The following is a 21,785-nucleotide window of genomic DNA, read 5'->3' as shown; positions in this document are numbered from 1 at the left end:
TCACAGCATGCCCGTCTCGGTTCGGTCACGTGCGCAACCGCGCGCGGCGGGGAAGCATCCTTTGGGTACACACGACTTGGTGCACACGGTTTGGTGCACACGGCTTGCGCGGCTATCCGGGGGGACACCGATGAAACGTTCGTCGTCCGTCATACGTGCGGCGGTCCTGGCTGCCGCGGCCGTCGCCCTGGCGGCGGGCTGCGATCCGGGGCAGGGGTCCACCGCAGGGTCGGGCGGGGGCCCGTCCGGCCGGGCGCCGTCCACGTCCGCGTCGGCGGCGGCGCCGACAGCGGCGCCGTCCGGAACACCGACGGACGACGCCAAGCCCTCCTCCCCCGCTCCCGCACCCTCCCCCTCCTCCGCCGAGCCCACGGCCACGGCCACGCCTTCCCCGTCGCCTTCCGCGAAGGTCCTGATGGCCGAGGGTGCCGAGAGCGCGCGGGTCCGCGAACTCCAGGCGCGGCTGCGGCAGGCCGGCGTCTTCGGCCGGGCGCCCACCGGCTTCTACGGCTCGATCACCACGGCCGCGGTGCGCACCTTCCAGAAGAAGCACGGGCTGCCGGCGACCGGCTCGGTCGACCAGACCACCTGGGACCGGCTGGTCGCGGGGACACACCGGCCGACCGCCGCCGAGCTGACCCCGCCGACCACCAACGCCCTCGACAAGCCCGACCCGCGCTGTCTGACCGGGCGGGTGCTGTGCATCAGCAAGGAGAGCCGGACGCTCGCCTGGATGATCGACGGCAAGGTCGTCTCGGCGATGGACGTGCGCTTCGGCTCGGAGAACACCCCGACCCGCGAGGGCACCTTCCAGGTGGAGTGGAAGGCCCGGGACTGGACGTCGACGATCTACCACACGCCGATGCCGTACTCGATGTTCTTCAGCCGCGGCCAGGCCGTCCACTACTCGCCCGACTTCGCGGCCCGCGGCTACGCCGGCGCGTCGCACGGCTGCGTCAACGTCCGGGACCGGACGAAGCTCGCGCGCGTCTTCGATCAGGTGAAGGTGGGCGACAAGGTCGTCGTCCACTGGTGACGTGCCGTGAAGTGGGGGAACGGCAGCGGGAGAGGAAGGGGCGCGGTCTGCCTATTCGGTCTTTCGAGGCCGCTTGCTCTTGTGGCGCGGCTCGTTCCTCAGAGCGTATGCCTCAAGCATGCGCGGGACGTAGTTCTCTGCCGTTGCCGCATGTGACGGAGGAGCGTTCCTCGTCCATGCGCGGAAAAAGGAGTCCATGCGCTCTTGCAGTCGATGCAGCTGGGGCGCTCCGTCAGCGACCACCACCTGCGCGGAGTCCCCGGCCCAGGTGATACGCAGTGGGCGCGCCGATCCGTCGAAGGCATCCACGATGTCGTCCAGCAAGGCCGGCTCGACGGCACGAGCGAGGTCCTCTGCGGAGGAGTGGACGTATACCCATTGGTCGTCATCCACGATGATCAGTGGAGTGCGCGGTTCGTCCATTTCGTGGTTCGCGTGGGGCATCTTCACCATTTTCCCTGCCAAGGGCGGTGGTTGCAAAGTTCTCGCTGGTGACGTGCCGTGAAGTGCGGGGAACGGCAGCGGGAGAGGAAGGGGCGCGGGCGGGTCCGGGGGAACGTGACCCGCCCGCGCCAGGTGCGCCGAGCCGGAGGTACGGGGGGAACCCCGGCTCTGTGCGCTCGCCGATGACCAGTCGGCTCACTCTCTACTGCGTCTCGGGGCCGGAAAGTGTCACACCCTCCGGCATATGCCTCCCGGCGGAGGTGCCGGGAGCGGGCCGGAGCGGACTCGTCAGGCGAGGGCGAGGGCGGGTTCGCGCGGCTTGGCTTGGTCGTTCTGGCGGTCGTTCTGGCGGTCGTTCGGGCTGTTGTTGCCGTTGCCCTTGTTGCTGTTGCCGTTGCCGTGGTTGCTACTGCTCTGGTTGCCGTTGTTGTGGCCGGCCTGGCTGTTTCCGGCGGACTGCCCTTGGTTCCCCCCGTTGTTGTTGCTGTTGCTGTTGTTGCTGTTGTTCTTGCCGCTTCCGTTGCCGTTGCCGTTGCCGTTGCCGTTGCCGTGCCCGTTGCTGTTCCCGTGCCCGTTGCCGCCGTCGCCGTCGGCGTCGCCGCCGTCGGAACCGGAGCCGCCGCCGTTCCCGGAGTTGTTGCCGGAGCCGGAGTTTCCGGAACCCGAGTTGGAACCCGATCCGTTCCCGTTCCCGTTGCCGTTCCCGGAGTTGTTCCCGTTCCCGTTGCCGTTTCCGTTGCCCGAGCCGCCGCCGTTCCCGGAGTGCGTACGCCCACTGGTCGGCGTACGTCCCGCGGAGGGTGTCGCCGACGGGCCGGAAGCGCCGGACAGCAGCCGGTCGCAGTAGCGCTTGACGGTCTCGCCGTTGCGGAGCAGGGTGCCGAGCCGCTGCCGCCCGGTCGCCGCGAGCGTGCCCGCGCGGTAGTCGCGGCAGGCCTGGAGCGCCCGGGCGCGTTCGGCGGTGCCGTTCCCGTCCTCGTCCCCGTCCCCGTCCTCCTCCGGGTCGGTCCCGGCGTCCGTGCCGGGCGCGTCGGCGGTGCCGCCGGGGCGGGCCGGGCCGGTGCCCGGGCCGGAGGTCGTACCGGGTGTGGCGGACGACCCGCCGGAGCCGCCGGAGGACGTCGCGGGCAGTTCGGTGCCGAAGCCGCCGGCCGTACCGGAGGCGTTCGGACCGGCGGTCTGGGCGGCGCTGACCGAGTCGCCCGCCGGGTGGGAGGTCAGCGGCAGGACCCCCGTACCCGCGGCGACGGCGACCCCGCCGACCGTGACGGCGGCGAACGCGGCGGCCAGCCCGTACCGCAGCGAACGTCCCCAGCGGCGGGACCCGGCGGCGGGCCCGAGCCGGACTGCGCCGAGGTCGGTCGGCCGGCCCGGCCCGGAGGCCCCGGCCGACAGGGGCTTGGCGCCGGCGCCCCGTCCCGCTGCGGACGCCCGGAAGGCGGCCAAGGCGGCTGCCTCGCCGGGGAGTTCGCCGTCGGGACCGACGGGGGTCAGGGGTGGTGGCGTACGGGCCGATTCGAGGGCGCTCGCGAGGAGCCGGGCCTGGTCGCGGGCCTCGTCGTCCGGGGGGTCGACGGGCTCACCGCGCAGCAGCCGCTCCGAGGTCTCCTGGTCGAGCCATGCATACCGCTCGTCGGCCATCACATGTCCTTCTGCGTCCGCGCGCGTGTTTGCGTCACACGTCCGGGGGGCGGGGCTCCGGCCCGTACGGCGCGCTGGGCGGGCACGGCGCGGAGCGGACCGGTATCGCCGGCGTCGCCGTCCGGGCCGGAAGCGCCGAGGAGTTCGGCGAGTTTCCTCAGTCCGCGGTGGGCGGCGGTGCGTACGGCGCCGGGGCGCTTGCCGAGGGTGTCGGCGGCGCTCTTGGCGTCCAGACCGACGACGACGCGCAGCACCACGGCCTCGGCCTGATCCTGGGGCAGTTGGGCGATGAGATGCATGGTGTGGCCGGTGGCCAGGGCCTCCAGGGCCTCGTCCGCGGTGTCGGACTCCGCGGGTGTGTCGGTGAGTTCGGTCTCGTCGCCGCCGACGGCGGGACGGCGGCCGCGCATCCGGATGTGGTCGAGGGCGCGGTTGCGGGCGATCCGGGCGGCCCAGCCGCGGAAGCGGTCGGCGTCGCCGGTGAAACGGTCGAGGTCGCGGGCGATCTGGAGCCAGCTCTCGGAGGTGACGTCCTCGGCGTCGGCCTCGCCGACGAGGGTGCGCACGTAGCCGAGGAGCCGCGGATGCACCGCGTGGTACACGGCGCGGAATGCCCGCTCGTCGCCGTTCCGCGCGGCGAGCACTGCGGCCGTCAGCTCCGCCTCGTCCCCCAGCACTCCCCACACCTGCCCGTTGTCGCGCTCATCGTGGCCGGTGGTCACCGCCACGCCGCCCCCCGGCGCAGCAGAACGCTACGTCGTCTCCGGGCACCGCGTCCACGCGGTCCGGAACTTTGTACAACGCGCAACTTCCCGCTCGGATGCCCGGGTCGGGGTGGGGTGTGACAGAAATCGGGGCGACGGCGCTGTAAGGAATACGGAGCCGCCTCGGCGACTCCACGGTTGACGACCGGGGCCTCTCCTGTGGGGGGTGGCGGCCTCGGTCGTCTCCCTTTTCCGGCCGGATCACCGGATCTCCCGATCGCGGAAGTGCCCGGCCGCCGCCGGCTCGGCGCGAGTGCGTCGCGCGCCGGGCGTCCGCCGGGCTTCCTCCGTACGAGCCGCTCCCGCCCGAACCGTTGCCGCACGCCTCACCACCATGGGATCCGCCGCCGTAGGAGTCGTCCCCGTACTCGGGGGGCTCGGGCTGGAGGGGGACGTTCGCGAGAGAGCCGACTCGGCGATCAGTAGTGGTACCGAGCGGCGAGGATCACGACCTGTTGGTCTTGGACCAGGTAGACAAGGCGATGCTCGTCGTCGATCCGCCTCGACCACGCCCCGGGCAAGTGGTACTTGAGGGGCTCGGGTTTGCCGATTCCCGTGAACGGGTCGCGCTTGACGTCCTCGATGAGCTTATTGATCCGGGCGAGTATCTTGCGGTCGTTCTTGAGCCAGGACACGTAGTCCTCCCAGCCCTGATCTTCGAAGACGATCCTCACGCGGCATCCACGGCAGGATCCACCGCGTCCGGATCGATCAGCGCACGCTCCGACACGCCAACGTTGCCCAGAGCGTTCTCGTACGCCTTGAGCAGCCGCCGCGCATTCGCAGGTGAGCGGAGCAGGTATGAGCCTTCGCGCAGCGCGGCGTAGTCCTCGGCCGAGACGAGCACGGCATTCCCATGCTTGGAGACGATCTCAATGGCCTCATGATCGTCGTTGACCTTCTTGATCAGCGGGAAGAGGGCCTTGCGGGCTTCACTCGCGGTTATGGACATGGACTGCCTCCCTGAATCAAGTGGTACCACATAGCGTACCGCTTGCGATCCACTCGAGGAGTGCCTCACCGGAACACAACACGAGAACGGCGACACTCTCATGCACCCACGGCGTCAGGTCGCACGGATCGACCGCAGGATGCCGGACGCCCCATGGGCGAGGAGTTCGCCCGCGACCACCGCGCCCACCTTCTCCGGGTCCTCGACCGGGCCCTCGCCCGCCGCCGTGACCTGCTGGGCGCCGTCGAGGGAGGTCACCGTGGCGGACAGGTGGAGCATTCCGTCGGGGCCGATCCGGCCCCAGGCGCCGACCGGGACCGAGCAGCCGCCGTGGAGTTCGGCGAGCAGGGCGCGTTCGGCGCGGACGCAGGCGTCGACCCCCGGGTCCCCGGTGGCGGCCAGGAGCTCGGCGGCCAGGGAGCCGGCGCGAACCTGGATGCCGAGCGCGCCCTGGCCGGGGGACGGGAGGAAGACGGCGGGGTCGAGCACCTCGTGCGCCTCGGGCAGCAGGCCGAGCCGGTTCAGGCCGGCCGCCGCGAGCAGGACGGCGTCCAGTTCGCCCCTGGTGGCCCGGGCCAGCCGCCCGGGGACGTTGCCGCGGATCGGCACCACCCGCAGGTCGGGGCGCAGGGCGAGGAGCTGGGCCACGCGGCGCGGGGCGCCCGTACCGACGCTCGCTCCGCGCGGGAGGCCCGCGAGCGTCGCGCCGCACAGTACGTCCCGGACGTCCTCGCGCGGGCCGGGGGTGGTCAGCAGGAGCGTGCCCTCGCTCACGGCGGTGGGCAGGTCCTTGAGCGAGTGCACGATCACGTCGACCTCGCCCGCGACCAGGGCCGCCTCCTGGTTGGTGGAGAAGGCCGACCCGCCGGACGTCTTCGCCACCTCGGCCAGGGTCGGGGTCACGCGGTCCACGTCCCCGCCTTCGAGGATGACCTGGCGCTTGAACGTGACCCCGGGGAACCGCTCGGCGATCGGCGCGAGCCACTCCGCGACCTGGGCGCGCGCCAGCTTGCTGGCCCTCGATCCGATCCGTACCACGTCACCCATTCGGATCAACTCCTCGACAGAGATGGCCTATTGGGCCTTCATCGTACGCGCGTGGAGGGTGCACGGATTCCGACACTTTGTCACCAAAGGGTCGGTATGGGTGTCGGGAGGGAACAGTGCCGTGGGGGCGAGCGGGATCGGGCGCCGCTCGCCGGCTCCGAGGAGCGTCGGCCGGAACACGGTCCTCGGGCACGCCCCCGAGGACACCACGAGCCGATCGCCGTCCGCCGACGCGGAGACCGCAACCCGCCACCCCGCCACCACCCCGCCGCGCCATCGCGGGCATCCGGGGAGAGATGCCCGACGAAGGCGCGGCGGCCGCAGGGCGCGTCCCGGCCCTGACCTCCGGGCGCGCCGTGCACGGACTTCGGTCACCGGGCCCGCCGGCGTCGACCGTTCACCCTCCTCGACCCGGGGAGGAGTCGACGAAGACGACGGACGTCCGCGCGGTCGTGCCGGGAGGGCGGAGGAAGGCGGGCTCAGTCCTGGGGAAGCCGTGGAGGTGACGCCACCGTGCTGGCGACCATCCGCCGGACGGTCTGTTCGTCGAAGTTCTCCTCGAAGAAGAGGCTGCGGAAGAGGATCGCCCCCGCCCACGAGTCGAGGACCAGGGAGATGTCGGTGTCCGGCGGCAGGACGCCGCGTTCGACGGCGCGCTCCAGGACGACGCGCGAAGATGCCTTGCGGCCGTCGATCAAGCGCTCGGTGAGGAAGCTGCGCAGCCCCGAGTCGTCCGCGACGTCCGCCACCAGGGCCGGCAGCGCCGCCCGGATCTTCTGCGAGCAGTACAGGTCGGCCAGGGAGCAGGCCACCGCGATCAGTTCGGCCCCGCTGTCGCCCGTGTCCTCGTTCGGGATCGGGGGCAGTTCCTCGCGTACGGCGTCGAGCACCAGGGCCGGCTTGTTGGGCCAGGAGCGGTAGATCGTCGCCTTGCCGACGCGGGCCTCCGCGGCGACTCCGCCGATGGTGAGCTTGGAGTAGCCGTTTTGAGCCAGGATCCGCAGCGTCGCGCCGAGGATCCGGTTGCGCGCGTCCAAGTCCCGCATATGGGTGCCGGAGTGGTCCGATACTTGTTTCAGATTCCTGTTTTGTCCCATGGATCTCTCGTCTTTTGGGCGCGGAGCGCGGATGCCACTGGAGCTACTGGAACGAGACGACTCGTTCCATGCTGCTGGATGGTATCCGATCGCCCTCCTTCGAGAAGTACGGGATTGGCCGAAGTCAATACCGTCCCGAAGTCGGTTCCGTGGCCGTCCACACACGGAACGGCACACCGCGTGGTCACCCGCACCGGCACCCCGCCGCGCCACGGGCCCCACGGCAGCCCGCTCCCCCGCGACTGGCCCCAGAGGGCGGCCGCGTGCATTACCAAACGTTCTTTCTACGTCCACCGCAGGCAGAAGGCCAAGTCGGGACCGGGGTCCGCGGCGGCGGCCGCCCGCCCGGCGGCCGCCGGCACCTCACGGCGGGCAGGAGACGGTGGAACGACGCACCGTCGGTTCTCCGGATCGGCCCCGCCCGGACCCGTCCCGGCCACCGCGGCGACGTCTTCGCGGGTGTGGCCGAGACTCGCCGCTCACTCCGGCAACTCTGTTAAGTACGGGCGGCCGCGAGCCGAAGGCACGGCCCCCGGGGCGGGCCGACGCGGCGTCAGGCCACGCGCCGGCACACCACTCCGCCGCGCCACCCCGGCACGCCACTTCGCCGCGCCACTCCAACACGCCTGTGCCACCCCGGCGCACCACTCCGGCACGCCACTCCGGCCGCGCCGCGTGCTCCCGTACGAGCGGATGCGGTCAGAGGCCGTCGGCCCACGCGCGGATCCGCTGGGCCACCGGGGCGCCCTTGCGGACCCAGCGCACATGGTCGACCCGGACCCCCTCGGCGGGTTCGTACCGCCATCGCTCCACGGTGGCCGACGGCAGCGTGGCGCACAGCCGCTCCACCGCCGTCGCGGGAGCGAGGGTGTCCCCAGCCACCGAGACGGCGAGCACCGGAAGGCGTACGTCCCCCAGCCGCTCGGCGTAGTCGACGTCGGCGCCCGAGGGTTCGAACCGGCCGGTACGGGCGATCCTGGCCCAGTCCCGGATCAGCCGGGCCGGCTGCCGCCCCGCGAACCCGAGTCGGTGCCCCGGGAAGTAGCCCCACAACCGGGCGATCACGGCGGCCAGTTGCGTGCTCAGCAGCACCCGAAGACCGCCCAGGCCCGGGAATCCGCGAAAGTCCACCGACCCGGCGGCCACGAAGATCAGACCGTCGACGCCCTTCGGCTCCCGGGCCGCGTACAGCACGGAGACCTGGCCGCCGATGCTGTGCCCCAGCAGGTACAAGGGGACGCCCTCGCCGAAGCGTTCCCGTACCGCCGCCACCATCCGCGGCCAGTCCCGCGAGGCCAGTTCGTCGTAGCCGTGGCGCGATCCCCGGCCCGGCCTCGGCCCGCTCTCGCCCTGCCCGCGCAGGTCGGCGGCGACGGACGCGATGTCCAGAGCCGCCAACTCCTCGCAGAACGGGGCGTAGTACGAAGCCTTGACCGCCATGGCGGGCCAGATCAGCACCACCGCGCGCGGCGCCCGGGCCGGCTCGGTGACCTGGGCGACGATCCGCTGGGGGCCGTCACCGCGCTCCGCCGGCAGCGGCACCTCCCAGCGGGTCGCGCTCATCGGGCGGAGTCCGTGAGGAGCATGTAGTCCAGGCGGGCCTCCTGGGTCTCGGCCGACCAGCGGCCGGCCGCCTCCATGCGCTCCTCGATACCGGTGTCGACCAGTCGCCGGCCGGGCCAGATCTCGTAGTCGCCGATGAATTCGGCGTGCTGGGCGAGGCCCTCCTGGAAGAGCGACTCGCGGCGGAACAGCACCTCCTCCATGGGGAGCTTCTCCCACAGGCGGCGGCCTTCCGTGATGATGTCGAGCAGCCGCGGGCGCTGCTCCGGGTGCTTCGTCAGATAGTCGCGCACGACCGAGCTGCCGACCGCGAGGTGCCGGATCTCGTCCATGTTGGCGCCGCGCTCCACCAGGGCCGCGCCCGGGTCGAGCGGACGCCACTTGCGCTCGCTGAGCTCGGCGGCCGGCGCCAGGATGCCCTCCACGAGGACGGTCAGCACCAGCACGCCACCGTGGAAGTCGCCCTGGTCACGCAGGACTTCGAGACCGAACTTCTCCAGCGGGTCCAGCACCGAGGCCGCGGTCGTCGCGGCGGTACGGGCGACCTCGTCCGCGATCTGCCCCTCGGACAGGCCCACGCGCAGCAGGTGCTCCCGGAAGACGCGGGCGTGGCGGGCCTCGTCGATCAGCTGCGTCGAGAAGAATTCGAGGTCGTCGGTGCTCGGGGCGTGGAAGACCAGGAAGGACAGCGCGCGGGTCGCCTTCTCCTCCGCCAGGTGGCGGAAGGTGAACTCGTCGACGAGGGCGTCGCGCAGCGGGCCCGGCTCGCACACCGCCGCGGTCGGTCCCGCGTCGGGCACCGAACCGTCGGACAGCCGCCGCAGCATCGTGCCCGCGACATGCCGCAGCCAGTACGGCAAGTTGCAGTCCGCCGTGGTCAGTTCGAGCGTCCGGGCGCCTTCGAGCACGCTCGGGGCACGGTCCCAGTCGGCCTCGACGGGGGTGGTGGTCATGGGGATTCCTCTTTCTCTTCTCGGATGTCCCGCCGGAGCAGGGGGTGGTGCCGGGGGTGGGGGCGCCAGGCATGTGGGGGGGGTGCCGGGGACGTGGGGGTGCGGGGGGGGGTGCCGGGAACGTGGGGGGGCGCGGGGAGTCGTACGGGAAGCCGCGGCCGAGCCTCAGAGGGAGCCCGTGGTCCGCAGCAGGTGCCAGAGCGGAACCGGACGCACCCCGCCCTGGAACGCGACGTACTCCGGCTCGATCGCGTGCGGCGCCCACTTCAGCTTGAACGCCTCCTGCGACCGCGCGGGATAGACCAGCCGCCCGTGCTCGGCGACGAGCCGCAGCGCCTTGGTCATCCCCCGGCTCGCGCCCTCGGGCTCGTGCCGGTCGTCGAGACCGGCGAACGGGGTCAGCCCGAGGTGCAGCCAGGGCGCGCCCTCCTCCTGGAAGCGGGTGAGGGCGGTCAGGTTGACCAGCTCCACGGTCCCGACCGGAGCCCGGGGCGACCTGCGCGTCAGGTCGTACAGCCAGCCCGGCCGGCTGCCCCACACCGGGGAGTAGGTGATGTAGCCGACCGTGCGGCCGTCGTGCCGGGCGAGGAAGGTACGGCGCAACGGCGCCGCCGGGCCGCCCCGTTCACCGATCAGGAAGGACAGCTCCTTCACATGGCGGCCCTTCGCCGCGAGCCACTCGGCGTCGATGGCGTCGAGCTCGCGCCGGTCTCCCGGATCGCCCGGGTCCGTCTCCACGACGGTCACGCCGTCCCGCCGGGCCCGGTTGACGTTCTGCCGGACCTTGGCCAGGGCCTTGCCGCGCGAGGTGAAGCGGGCCAGGTCGATGCCGTACGTGCTGCCGACCTGGTTCACGGTGAACCCTCGCTCCGCGTACAGCCCCACGTCGGCCCGCCCGACCTGCGCCGCCGTCAGCCGGGGCGGCGCTCCCGGGCCAAAGGACAGCCGGCCGAGGAACTCGTCGAGCAGTCTCCCCCGCTCGTCCGGGGCGGCGAAGGGGGCCGCGAACTGCACCACGTCGCGGCGTCCCCGCCGCGTATAGGCGACAAGTCCGTCCGCATCGCGGCCCTGGTAGCGCTGGGTGGCCCCGTTGAGGGCCAGTGCCGCGCTCGGGTGGTCGGCGTGGGCGCGCAGCAGCTCCACGGCCCGCGCCACCTCCCGGTCCGCGACCGCGGCGGGACCCGCGGTCATCCGCGTGCCCCGACCGGGGCCGGGGCGTCCTGGCCGTCCGACTCCTCCGGGGACGGGGTGCTCTGGTCGCCCGACCCCACCGTCGACCCCACCGTCGACTCCCCCGCCGACTCCACCGCCGTCTCGAACTTCGTGAACGCCGGGTGCGGCTTCGGCTCGAACTCCACGGAGAACGGCTTGAGGAAGTTGCCCAGCAGGCCCCGGTCCCCGCACAGGTGGATCGGCACGGCGAGCAGCGCCCACTCCCAGCCGAACACCCACGCCCACAGGCCCACGACCGCGCCCGCGGTCAGCCAGCTGTGCATCGTGTTGTACAGGACGTAGTAGACGCGCGACACGCGCCCGTCCCGGGCCCGGTGGTGGGCTATCGCCCCCGGGATGTAGCCGATGAGGTCGATGTACAGGAACAGGCCCACGGCCACCGGCCAGCGCACCTCGTCCCAGTGCGCGATCAGCAGCCAGGCGCTGATGACCAGGCCGACCATGTACTCGGCGCGCAGCAGCCGGTACGTCGTACGCGACTCGAAGCGGTTCGCGGCGTCCACTACGCGGCCTCCCCGCCCAGCAGGGCCTTCAGGATGGTCGCGATGGTCTCGCGCAGCACCCGCTCGGCCACCGGGTCGATGATCCCGGCGAGGCTCGGCAGGCCGAAGTCGAACTTGGCCTCGAAGCGCACCACGCACCCGGCGCCGTCCGGCCCCGCGGGGGTCACCTGCCACTGGCCGTCGAACACCTCGAAGTCGCCCGCGGTCTGGCGGAAGGAGATCAGCATCTCCCCGTCGTCGAAGACGTCCTCCTCGGACCAGGACAGGACTCCGTTGCGGAAGTCCACCTCCCAGTCGCTGACGACCGCCCCGTCGGCGTCCGCCGGGTGCACCTCCACCTTGCGCACGATGTCGACGAGTTCGGGATAGCGCCCGAAGTCGCGCACCAGCCCGTACGCCGTCCGCGCGTCGACACCCGCGCCGCGGTGTTCCAGCTCTACCGCTCTCATGTCAGCTGCTCCTTGTTCGTATCGCCGGTGCCGGTGCCGGTCCGCGGAAAGCGCGCGCCGAGCGCCTGTGCGGCCGCGTGGACCGCCTCGGACAGCTCGTCCAGTTCCCCGTCGCCGAGCACCGCCGGCGGGGTGAAGCGGACGACCGTGTGTGCGTTGAGCGAGTGGTTCACGATGATGTGGCGGTCCAGCAGTTCCAGCAGGAACTCCCCGGCGGCGCCGGCGTCGTGGAACTCCACGCCGATGAGCAGCCCCACGCCCCGGACCTCGCGGACCAGGTGCGCGCAGTGCTCGGTGACGGAGGCGCGCAGCCGGGCGAGGAGTTCCTCGCCCAGCCGGGCCGCCCGGTCGGTCAGGCCCTCGTCCCGGATCACCTCGATCGCCGCCTCGGCGGCGGCCATGGCGACCGGCGCCGCGGAGAACGTCGAGGTGTGGATGAACGGGTCACGGTCGAAGAGCGCGAAGGCCTTCTCCGTGGCGATCGTCGCCGCCACCGGGATCACCCCGCCGCTGAGCGACTTGCCGGCCAGCAGGATGTCGGGCGAGACCGCCTCGCGGTCCGCGCCCCACCAGGCGCCGAGCCGGCCCATCCCGGTCTGGATCTCGTCGAGGACGAACAGGGCCCCGGTCGCCCGGCACAGGTCCGCCACCTCCTTGAGGTAGCCGTCCGGCGGGATGACGACGCCCGCCTCGCCCTGCACCGGTTCCAGGATGACCGCGGCGTCCGAGCCGTCGGATCCGAGCTCCGCCGCCAGCGCGGCCACGTCGCCGAACGGCACGTGGGAGACCAGCGGCAGCAGCGGCCGGAACGGGTCCTGGTACAGCGGCTTCCCGGTCACCGACAGCGCGCCGAGGGTCTTGCCGTGGTAGCCGCCGCGGGTCGCGATCACCCGGCGGTGGCCGAGGCTGCGGGCCATCTTCAGCGCCGCCTCCACCGCCTCCGCGCCCGAGCCGGAGAAGTGCACCCGCTCCAGGCCGTCCGGGCAGACCCCGGTGAGCGCTGCCGCGGCCCGCGCGGCCGACGGCTCCAGCAGCAGCCGGGTGGCCAGCGGCAGCGTACGGATCTGCCGCTCGACCGCGGCGACCACCCGGGGGTGGCAGGCGCCGGTGAGGAAGACGCCGTACCCGCCGGCGTTGAGGAAGTCCTCGCCGCCGGCCGTACGGATCCGGCAGCCGGCCGAGGAGACCTCGACGTGGCCGCCGAACATCTCGCCGAGCTTGCCGCGCCCCCGGCTCAGGTGCGCCTTGTACCCGGCGGCCACGCTCTGCCCGGTGAGGTGGGCGGGCGGGGCCACGCTCTGCCCCGTGGGGTGGGCATCCGCGGCCACGCTCTGCCCCGTGGGAGGGGCGTCCGGGGCCGCGCTCACGCCGTTCACCGGACCCGCAGGGGCTCGCCGGCGCAGTGGTCGAGCAGCGCCTGCGCGGAGGCCGTACGCGACGGCGGGTGGAAGGCCAGCGCCCGGCTGACGGCCAGCAGGCCGCCGATGTCGGGCGAGGTGGCGAACGCCAGCCCGCCGAGGGTCTCCGCCGCCCGGTCCGCGACGTCCACCAGCAGGTCCTGCACGGCGAAGCGCGCGTTGAGGGACGCGGCCAGCTCGTCGTTGCCCACCGGGCCCGTGTCGACCTGCCGGGCGACGTTCTCGGCCAGCCCCGAGGCCGCCTCCATCCCGGTGACCAGGGCGGCCCGGTCGGTGACGCTGCCGCGCCCGCCGGCCACCGCCGCCTCGGCGAGCCGGCCCACCGCGCCGGTGTACGCCGCGGTGACCAGCAGCTCGAACCAGACGAAGCCGACCGTCTGGAGCGTGTCCAGGCCCGAGCCCAGCTCGGTCTGCGTGCGCAGCATCAGCTCGTCCGGGACGTGCACGTCCTCCAGCCGGACCTCGTCGCTCTCCGCGCCGGCGAGGAAGGGGGCGCTCCAGAACGGCTTGCGGGTGATGCCCGGGGACTGAGCCGGCACCAGCGCCACACCCAGCTCGCTGCCGCCCTGGCCGTCGGCGGCGGGCAGCGCCACGCCGGCGGTCAGCAGGTCCATCGAGTGGGTCAGGCTGCACGGCTTCTTGACGCCGTTGACCAGGAAGCCGCCGCCCTCGGCGGGCACGGCCGTGACGGACGAGTCCAGGATGCCGGCGCCGGTACGGCCCTCGGCGAACCCGGACGCGACCAGCAGCCGGTCCCGGGCGATGGCCTCGATCAGCATCCACTCCAGGCCGCTCGCGTCCTCCGAGGCGACCAGGGCGACCAGGCTGGCCACCGAGAAGTTGTGCATCGCGGCCGCGACTCCGAGCGACGGGGAGATCGCCCCCAGCGCCCGCCCGACCCGTACGGCGTCCAGGGCGCTCGCGCCCCCGCCCCCGTACGCCTGCGGAATGAGCAGCCCCGGCCCGCCGCACTTGCGGAAGGCGGTGAGGCCCGGCCCGCCCGGCGCTTCGAGGGTCGCCAGGGGGACGTTCCCGAGCTCCTCGGCCAGCCCCGGCAGGTACGTCTCGCACGCCTCGCGGGCGTCGTTCATCGCGCGCATCAGACCGATGCCTCCTTCTTGTCGAGGTCCGCGAACACGGCCTCGGTGGGGCGCACGCCGTACGCCACGCTGACGCCCTGGAGGTGGGAGGTGCGCAGGACGGGGTAGTTGCCCTCGCCGCCGGGGCCGCCGGTCAGGCCGGTGCCGCCGTGGGTGGGCAGGACGGGGAGGAAACCGATGTGCGAGTCGTTCACCTTGAGCAGTCCGCCGCCGCGCACCCGGGCCACGTAGCGGTCGACGACCGCCCGGTCGCCGGTCCACAGCGAGTTGCGCAGCCCGTACTCGTTGGTGTTGACGAAGTCGATCACCGTTTCGAGGAGTCCTTCGGTCTCCTCCGGCGCGGGGACGACGACCGGCAGCAGCGGGAAGAAGGTCTCGTGGCGTACGGCCTCCAGGTCCCGGGCCTGCTTGAGCCCGTCGACGCGGACGACGGTGGGCTCCAGGAACAGCCCGCCGACCTCGTCCACCTCGCCCGAGACGGCCAACCTCCGTCCGCCGCAGACCAGTTCGGCGCCGCCTTCGAGCGCCTGGTCCAGCACGGCCTTGAACAGGTCGGTGCGCAGTACGGGCGAGAGCAGCGTCCCCGGCTCCTCGGGGTAGCCCGGCCGGATCGCCGCGGCCCGCGCGGTCACCTTCGCCAGCAGCTCGTCCGCGACGTCCGGGTGGACCACCGCGACGTTGGGCACCATGCAGATCTGCCCGGAGCCGTAGAACGCCTCGGTGAGCGCCTCGGCGGCCAGGTCGAGGTCCGCGTCGTGCCAGACCACGCAGATGTCGTTGCCGGCGAGTTCGAGGACGGGCTTCTTGCCGGCGGCCACGCACTGGGCGCCGAACTCGATGCCCTGCCGGCTGCCGCCGAAGTACATGACGTCGTCGACGAGCGGGCTCTCCAGCCAGGCCCGCATGGTGGCGGGCGCGTCCGAGCAGAGCACCGAGAGCGCCGCGGCGGGCGCGCCGACGGCCTCCAGGGCCGGCGCGATCAGCTCGCGCAGGATGTGCATCACGCCGAGCGGCGCGCTCTTCGGGGCACGGACCACCAGCGCGTTGCCGGCCGCGAGCGCCCAGATGCCCAGCAGGACGTTGGCGATCGTCGCGTTCTGCGGCGGGTTCAGGCAGACCACTCCGTCGGCGACCCGGCGTACCGTCAGCTCCCGCTGCACCGTGTCGACCCGGTGCGCCATCTGGCTCGCGAGGAACTCGCGGGTCTCCGGTGCGGTGTTGGCGAGGATGCCGGAGGCCTCCCAGCGGGCGAGCGCCGAGGGGTGCCCCTCCGCGATCATCAGGTCGACGATCTCGTCGTGCTTCTCGCGCACCAGCTCGTGGAACACCTCGACCAGCCGAAGCCGGGTGGCGAGCGGGGCGGCCGACCACTCGTCGGCGGCCCGCGAGGCCGACTGGAGCGCCGCCTCCACCTCGTGCGGATCGGCGACGGCCGAGCGTCCGATCACGTACTCGGGAGCGTCCTCGGGAGCGAGCTGCCCGCTCTCCAGAGCGCGTTTGGTTCGCACGGAACCGAAGAAGTCACGCAGCATGGCGGAGGCGCGCACGGTGTACACCCACTGGGTGCCCGGCCGGTCCTGCCCGTCCACGTAGGAGCCGTAACTCAGCATCGCGGTCAGCCTTCCTGGTCGCATGGGGCGAGGGCCGCGCCGAGGGCGGCCCCGAGACGGGCGATCCGGTCGCCCTCGTCGAACATCGAGAAGTGGTCGCCCGGAACCTTGTCCACCAGCAGGTGGCCGGTGATGTGGGCGCCCCACACGGACTTGTCACGCGGGTTCATGCGCAGGGCGTCGAGCAGCGCGTCCCCCTCCGGCTCCTCCGCCTGCAGCAGGACGAGGTCCCCTGCGAACCGGCGGTCCGGGTAGTAGCCCTTGAGCAGGTCGTGGTTGTGCTGCCATACGTCGAGGAAGCCCTGTTCCCGCAGCATCTTCGGGTCCACGCCGCGCACCGCCGCCGCCTCGAACAGGACGGGGAAGACCGCTTGGAACTCCTCCTCGTCCAGGTGTCCGGCCACGTAGGTCTCGGGCACATGGGCGTCGAGCATGACCAGTTGCTCGACCGTCTCGCCGCTCCGCTGGAGCTGGAGCGCCATCTCGAAGACCACGTTTCCGCCGAACGAGTAGCCGCCCAGGCGGTACGGTCCCTGCGGCTGCTCGCGGCGGATCCACTCGACGTAGAGCGCCGCCAGGTCGCGCAGCGTGCCGGGCCGCAGGGCCGGGTCCGAGGGGAAGGACAGCGCGCGCAGCGGTGCGCCCGGCGCCATCTGGTCGGCCAGCCGGAAGTACAGGAAGTTGGTGCCGCCCGCCGGCGGGACCAGGTACACGGGCGTGCCCTCGCCGTCGCGGACCGGCGTGATCCCGCTGCGCTCGGCCGCGGTGCCGGAGCGTGCCGCGCGGATCTGGGCGGCCATCTCGTCCGGGGTGCGCAGCCGGGCGAACTCGTCGACGTCCAGCTCGATTTCGAAGATGCTCCGCAGGGCGGTGACCATCTCCACGGCGAGCAGGGAGTCCCCGCCGAGCTCGTAGAAGTCGTCGTCCGGGGCGATCTGGTCCATGCCCAGGCCCTGTTCGAGCAGCTCGATCACGCGCTCCAGGACGTCGTCGTCGGCCGTGTCCGGCGCTACGGCGGCGGTGGCGCCGGCGGCACCGATGGAGGTCTGCGCGGCCCCCGCCGCGGGGGTGTCGGCGGGGGTCGCGGCCACCGTACCGGCCCCGGGGGTGGGCTCGATCCAGTGGCGCTCCTGCCGGAAGGGGTAACCCGGCAAGGAGGTCTTGAGGGCCGGGCCGTGGGCCCAACCAGCCTCGGGCAGCGCGGAGTTCGCCGGCGCCCCGGCGAGCAGCGCGTCGAGTCCCGCGCGCAGCTCGTCGTGGGTGGCCGCGGTGAACACGTGCCGTACGGGCAGCAGGGTCCGGCCGGTGAACAGCGTGTACGCGAGGTCCCGGACGGCCGGCGGTTCGGGCTGGTCCAGGAGGGCGCGCAGCGCGCGGGCCTGCTCGGCCAGCGCCTCGGCGTCCCGCGCGGAGAGCACGACCGGGTAGGGGGTCCCGGGCCGCCCGGCGGGCGGCTCCGGCCGTACGGGCGGGGCCGCGAGCACGGCGTGCGCGTTCGTGCCGCCGAGGCCGAAGGAGCTGACCGCCGCCGCCCGCAGCGGAGCGGCCGGCGTGTGCTCCACGGTCTCGGTGGGCACCGTGTAGGGCCGGTCGGCGAGCCGCAGATGCGGGTTGGGGGTGTCGTAGTTGATCTGGCGCGGCACCTTCTGGTGGAAGAGCGCGAGCGCCGCCTTGATCAGGCCGGTCACGCCGGCCGCCGCGTCGAGGTGCCCCACATTGGCCTTGAGGCTGCCGATCGCGCAGTCGGGGGCCGGGCCGCCGGCCTCCTGGTAGGCGGCGCTGAGCGCCTGCAGCTCCAGCGGGTCGCCGACGACGGTCCCGGTGCCGTGGGTCTCGACGTACCCGACGTGCGCGGCGGGGACGCCCGAGGCCTCGACGGCCGCCTTGACGACCGCGCGCTGGCCCTGCGGGCCGGGCGCGGTGAAGCCGATCTTGTCCGAGCCGTCGTTGTTGACGGCCGTGCCCCGGATGACCGCGTAGACGCGGTCCCCGTCCGCCAGCGCGTCGTCGAGCCGCTTGAGGACGACGACACCGCAGCCGTTGCCCTTGATCGTGCCGGCGGAGGCGGCGTCGAAGACCCGGCAGTGGCCGTCGCGGGAGAGGATCCCGCCCTCCTGGTACTCGTACCCCGAGGTCTGCGGGAAGGTGATGCTGACGCCGCCCGCGAGCGCGGCCCGCACCTCGCCGCGCGCCAGCGCCTGGCAGGCCAGGTGGACGGCGGTCAGCGAGCTGGAGCAGGCGCTCTGCACGGTCATGCTGGGGCCGCGCAGGTCGAGCTTGTACGAGACGCGGGTGGCCAGGAAGTCCTTGTCGTTGCCGAGCAGCACCGGGTACGTCAGGGCGGCGTCCGCGTATTCGGCCGAGCGCAGCACATTGGCCAGCAGGTAGGTGCTCATGCTGGTGCTGGCGAAGACGCCCACCGGGCCGCCCGGGGCGTGCGCGGCCAGGCCCGCGTCCTCCAGGGCCTGCCAGGCGCAGGTCAGGAAGACCCGCTGCTGGGGGTCCATCAGCCGGGCGTCGCGCTGGGTGACGCCGAAGAAGCCGGCGTCGAAGAGGTCCGCGTCCGCGAGGTCCGCGCCCCGCGGGACCCGGCCGGGAGAGGCGATCCGCTCCGGGGAGACGCCCGCCTCGGCCATCTCCTCGGCGGAGAAGGTGCGGACGGACTCGACGCCGTCGAGCAGGCCCTGCCACAGCTCGTCCGTCGTCGCCGCGCCGGGGAAGCGTCCCGCCATCCCGACGATGGCCACGGCATTGCCCATCGCATCGGGCGTGGTGGTCGGGGTCATCGGCTGTCTCCTCGTACGGCGTCGACGTGCGCGGCGAGCCGGCGCACCGTGGTGTGGGTGTAGAGCTCGATCATTTCCAGGTCGGGCACGGCCAGGTGTTCCTGGAGCAGTCGGTGGACCTGGACCACGTGCATGGACGAGCCGCCGATGTCGAAGAAGTTGTCGTCGGGGCCGATCTCGATCCCGGGGAGCACCTGGCCCCACACGGCGCGGACGGTCGCCTCGGTGCCGTCGCCGGCCTCGCCGGTCTCGCCGGTCTCGGCGGTCTCGGCGGGCGCACCGGTCGCGCCCTGCTCCGGGGCGGCCCCGGCCACCGCCGGCCAGGGCAGCGCCGCGTCGTCGATCTTCCCGTTGAGGGTCAGCGGGAGGGCGGCGGAGCGGACGAACTGCGCGGGCACCATGTACGAGGGCAGCCGGTCCCGAAGGGCCCGCCGGATCTCGCCGGTCTCCGGCAGGTCCGCGCCGGCCGCGAAGGCGACGAGCCGGGGGTGTTCCGGGTCGCGCTCGTCGAGCCGGACGGTGCACTCGCGGACGCCGGGGACCGTGAGCAGAGCCGTCTCGATCTCGCCGATCTCGATGCGGAAGCCGCGCAGTTGGACCTGCTTGTCGATCCGGCCGAGGTGTACGAGCGTGCCGTCGGGCCGCACCACGCCGAGGTCGCCGCTGCGGTAGAGGGTCCTGCCGCCGAGGACGGGGAAGCGCTCCGCCGTCAGCTCCGACTGACCGAGGTAGCCGAGCGAGACACCGGCGCCGCCGACGATCAGTTCGCCGGGGACTCCCGGCGGGCAGACGAGGCCGTCGGTGTCGACGACCGTGACCGTGAGGTCCGGCAGCGGGCGGCCGATCGCCGAGAGGGTCTCCGTACGGGCGCTTTCGGGGGTGATCGCGTGGTGGGTGACATGGACGGTCGTCTCGGTGATGCCGTACATGTTCACCAACAGGGCCCGCTCGCCCATCACTTCGTACCAGGCGTTCAGCGAGGCGAAGCGCAGGGCCTCGCCGCCGAAGACCACGGTGCGGACGGCGAGGCGCTCGTCGTCGCCCGGTTCGAGCACCTTCGTCAGCTGACCGAACGCGGAGGGCGTCTGGTTGAGCACGGTGACCTGCTCGCGGACCAGGAACTCCCGGAACTGGTCGGGGGACTTGGCGCAGTCCTCCGGGACGATCGCCAGCCGGCCGCCGTACAGGAGCGCGCCGAAGATCTCCCAGACGGAGAAGTCGAAGGCGTACGAGTGGAACAGGCTCCAGGTGTCCTCGGGGCCGAATCCGAAGTGGCCCTCGCTGGAGCGCATCAGCCGCATCACATTGCGGTGGGTGACCTGGACGCCCTTGGGGCGGCCGGTGGAACCGGAGGTGAAGATGACGTACGCGCAGGCGTCCGGGTCGTCCTGCGGCACCGGTCCGGCGCCGTTCTCGTCGGTCTCGTCGGGCCCGGCCGGCGCGAGCAGCGACTCCGCCGGCAGGAAGCGCGCGCCGGACGAGGGCCAGTACTCCGCGTCCACCGCGATCGGCAGCCCGCCCGGGAAGCTCTGCAGGATCGAATCGATGCGCGACGCCGGGGAGTTGGGGTCGAGCGGGACGTAGACCTTGCGCGCCATGAGCGTGCCGAGGATGACGGCGATCAGATCGGTGCCGCGCCGCATGGCGATGCCGACATGGCTGCTGTCGGTGGCGGCCGAGAGCCGGGCGGCGATCCGGGCCGCCCGCTCGGCCAGTTGGGCGTACGTCAGCTCCTCGTCGCGGTCGCGGACGGCGACCCGCTCCGGGTGCTCCCGCGCGGTCCGCTCGAACCAGGCGGCCAGGGACGGCGGCACCTCGAAGGGCTCGCCGCCGGCGTCCGGGTTGACCAGGGCGAACAGCTCGCGCTCGGCCTCGGCGGACAGCGCGGGGATCTCCTCGATCCGCCGCTTGGGGTCCTCGGCCACCACGGTCAGGACGTGCCGCATCACCCCCAGCGGATCGGTGAGCCACTGCTCGTCGCCGCACTCGGCGTTGATGACGAAGGCGGTCCCGAAGTCCTCGACGTTCATCGAGAGCGGGTACTTCACCTGGCGGCGCGGGAGCGGAAGGGACTCGACGGTGGCGCCGTCCAGCCGGAAGAACAGCGGCTCCTTGTAATAGGTGAAGGTGTTGTCGGTGGAGAGCAGGCCCCCCGCGAGCCCGGTGCTCACCTCACGGGCGTGCGCGCCCAGGTCGAAGCCCTGGTGGCGCAGCATGCCGACGGTCGTCGACTGCACGGCCCGGCACAGCTCCTCAAAGGAGCCGTGCTCCGTGAGGTCCACCGCGAGCGGGAGCGTGTTGACGAAGTAGCCGTACGCCTGCCGCTGGCGCAGTCCGCGGCGGTTGGCCAGCGGGATGCCGGTGACCAGCTCGCGGCCGCCGGTGACCCGTGCGTACGTGACGAGGTAGGCGGCGAGGAAGAACGCGAACGGCGTGCAGCCGAGCTCCTTCGTCCGCCGGCGGATCGACTCGCCCAGTTCCGCGTCGAGTTCGAGGCTGCGCTCCTCGCCGAGCCGGGCGCCGGAGGCGGTGCGGCGGCCCTGGAGGCGGTCGTCGCCCAGGGTGGTGAGGTGGCCGAGACGGCTACGGAAGAACTCCAGTGCGTCCGCGCTCGGCGGCGCGGCGGCGCCGAAGGAGGCCGGGCTGTCCTCGACGGACGCCGGGAGGTCCGCCTCGGGGTCGGCGTAGAGGCGCTCCAGCTCCGCGACGAAGTTGAAGTAGCTGTAGCCGTCGTTGACCAGGTGGGAGAAGAGGACCGTGGCGTAGGCGGCCTCGTCGTCCCGGTACAGGTGGAAGGCGTACTGCCGCTCACCGGGCGGGATCGGGGTGTCGCTCTGCTCCGCGATCAGCCCGGCGATCGTCCGCTCGGCGTTGCCGGGCAGCACGGTCAGCGGCACCAGGACGTCGAGGTCCGTCTCCGGGGTGCGGGGCACGGCGTGCACGGTGCCGCCGGTGGACTCGAAGGTCACGTTGAGGGCGTGGATGCCGCGGGCGAGGCGGCCCAGCGCCGCGCGCAGCCGCTCCAGGTCGACGTCGCCGGTGATGCGGTACAGCCGGCTGAGGTTGAAGGAGGCGTCGTCAGGAAAGAGCTGCTGGTGGGTGTGGAGCTTGAGCTGGGCTGTCGTGGCCGGTGATATCGCCGGACCCGTCATGGTGGGTTCCCCCTGGGGTACTTGCTGCGTGCGGAGT

Annotated in this window: 17 protein-coding genes; 1 reads left to right on the top strand and 16 read right to left on the bottom strand. The window is 72.8% G+C overall.

All coding sequences use genetic code 11. The features are described 5' to 3' along the window. Window positions 1-130: 130 nt before the first annotated feature. Window positions 131-1,036 (top strand): L,D-transpeptidase family protein, encoded by a 906-nt coding sequence (locus ABZ990_RS06040; RefSeq protein WP_361225966.1) that lies wholly within the window; start codon window positions 131-133, stop codon window positions 1,034-1,036. A gap of 732 nt (window positions 1,037-1,768) precedes the next feature. Here ABZ990_RS06040 and ABZ990_RS06035 read toward each other — a convergent pair. The 16 genes from ABZ990_RS06035 to ABZ990_RS05960 all read right to left on the bottom strand — a co-directional run bounded on the left by ABZ990_RS06035 (window position 1,769) and on the right by ABZ990_RS05960 (window position 21,748). After that, window positions 1,769-3,121, bottom strand: coding sequence for a hypothetical protein (locus ABZ990_RS06035; RefSeq protein ID WP_361225963.1), 1,353 nt, complete (start codon window positions 3,119-3,121; stop codon window positions 1,769-1,771). Next, entirely contained in the window at window positions 3,121-3,798 is a 678-nt protein-coding gene (locus ABZ990_RS06030) for an RNA polymerase sigma factor (RefSeq protein ID WP_361226382.1), read from the bottom strand. Before ABZ990_RS06030 ends, ABZ990_RS06035 begins: the two co-directional genes overlap by 1 nt. Window positions 3,799-4,304: 506 nt before the next feature. Beyond that, on the bottom strand, window positions 4,305-4,559 hold the full coding sequence (locus tag ABZ990_RS06025; RefSeq protein ID WP_361225960.1) for a Txe/YoeB family addiction module toxin: 255 nt from the start codon (window positions 4,557-4,559) through the stop codon (window positions 4,305-4,307). After that, the gene (locus ABZ990_RS06020) at window positions 4,556-4,837 is read right to left on the bottom strand and encodes a type II toxin-antitoxin system prevent-host-death family antitoxin (protein WP_361225957.1); all 282 of its coding nucleotides are present in this window, start codon (window positions 4,835-4,837) and stop codon (window positions 4,556-4,558) included. Before ABZ990_RS06020 ends, ABZ990_RS06025 begins: the two co-directional genes overlap by 4 nt. 114 nt (window positions 4,838-4,951) lie before the next feature. Further along, window positions 4,952-5,884, bottom strand: a complete 933-nt coding sequence (gene hemC, locus ABZ990_RS06015) for a hydroxymethylbilane synthase (RefSeq protein WP_361225954.1) — start codon at window positions 5,882-5,884, stop codon at window positions 4,952-4,954. A 479-nt stretch (window positions 5,885-6,363) separates the two neighbouring features. Then, on the bottom strand, window positions 6,364-6,981 hold the full coding sequence (locus tag ABZ990_RS06010) for a TetR/AcrR family transcriptional regulator (protein ID WP_361225951.1): 618 nt from the start codon (window positions 6,979-6,981) through the stop codon (window positions 6,364-6,366). Between the two features lie 699 nt (window positions 6,982-7,680). Beyond that, entirely contained in the window at window positions 7,681-8,544 is an 864-nt protein-coding gene (locus ABZ990_RS06005) for an alpha/beta fold hydrolase (RefSeq protein WP_361225948.1), read from the bottom strand. After that, complete coding sequence (locus ABZ990_RS06000; RefSeq protein ID WP_361225945.1) at window positions 8,541-9,497, bottom strand: VlmB-like protein; 957 nt, start codon at window positions 9,495-9,497, stop codon at window positions 8,541-8,543. The genes ABZ990_RS06005 and ABZ990_RS06000 overlap by 4 nt, the downstream gene beginning before the upstream one ends. A 165-nt stretch (window positions 9,498-9,662) precedes the next feature. After that, window positions 9,663-10,688, bottom strand: a complete 1,026-nt coding sequence (locus ABZ990_RS05995; RefSeq protein ID WP_361225943.1) for a DUF2156 domain-containing protein — start codon at window positions 10,686-10,688, stop codon at window positions 9,663-9,665. After that, the gene (locus ABZ990_RS05990; RefSeq protein ID WP_361225941.1) at window positions 10,685-11,233 is read right to left on the bottom strand and encodes a hypothetical protein; all 549 of its coding nucleotides are present in this window, start codon (window positions 11,231-11,233) and stop codon (window positions 10,685-10,687) included. Before ABZ990_RS05990 ends, ABZ990_RS05995 begins: the two co-directional genes overlap by 4 nt. Beyond that, window positions 11,233-11,682 carry an SRPBCC family protein gene (locus ABZ990_RS05985; RefSeq protein WP_361225938.1) on the bottom strand — a complete coding sequence of 150 codons (450 nt, stop codon included), beginning with the start codon at window positions 11,680-11,682 and terminating at the stop codon, window positions 11,233-11,235. Before ABZ990_RS05985 ends, ABZ990_RS05990 begins: the two co-directional genes overlap by 1 nt. Beyond that, window positions 11,679-13,049 (bottom strand): aminotransferase class III-fold pyridoxal phosphate-dependent enzyme, encoded by a 1,371-nt coding sequence (locus tag ABZ990_RS05980; RefSeq protein ID WP_361225935.1) that lies wholly within the window; start codon window positions 13,047-13,049, stop codon window positions 11,679-11,681. The genes ABZ990_RS05985 and ABZ990_RS05980 overlap by 4 nt, the downstream gene beginning before the upstream one ends. Window positions 13,050-13,054: 5 nt before the next feature. Beyond that, window positions 13,055-14,200: an acyl-CoA dehydrogenase family protein gene (locus ABZ990_RS05975; protein ID WP_361225933.1), complete on the bottom strand. Its 1,146-nt coding sequence runs from the start codon at window positions 14,198-14,200 to the stop codon at window positions 13,055-13,057. Further along, window positions 14,200-15,834 carry an aldehyde dehydrogenase gene (locus ABZ990_RS05970; RefSeq protein WP_361225930.1) on the bottom strand — a complete coding sequence of 545 codons (1,635 nt, stop codon included), beginning with the start codon at window positions 15,832-15,834 and terminating at the stop codon, window positions 14,200-14,202. The genes ABZ990_RS05975 and ABZ990_RS05970 overlap by 1 nt, the downstream gene beginning before the upstream one ends. Then, complete coding sequence (locus ABZ990_RS05965; protein WP_361225927.1) at window positions 15,816-18,596, bottom strand: beta-ketoacyl synthase N-terminal-like domain-containing protein; 2,781 nt, start codon at window positions 18,594-18,596, stop codon at window positions 15,816-15,818. Before ABZ990_RS05965 ends, ABZ990_RS05970 begins: the two co-directional genes overlap by 19 nt. Then, complete coding sequence (locus tag ABZ990_RS05960; RefSeq protein ID WP_361225924.1) at window positions 18,593-21,748, bottom strand: amino acid adenylation domain-containing protein; 3,156 nt, start codon at window positions 21,746-21,748, stop codon at window positions 18,593-18,595. The genes ABZ990_RS05965 and ABZ990_RS05960 overlap by 4 nt, the downstream gene beginning before the upstream one ends. Window positions 21,749-21,785: the final 37 nt, after the last annotated feature.

The organism is Streptomyces sp. NPDC046203, from assembly GCF_040646255.1.
In the GTDB taxonomy this organism is placed as follows: Bacteria; Actinomycetota; Actinomycetes; order Streptomycetales; family Streptomycetaceae; genus Streptomyces.
Note: the sequence above shows the minus strand (reverse complement) of the source record. Positions and strands in the feature narration are given on the sequence as shown.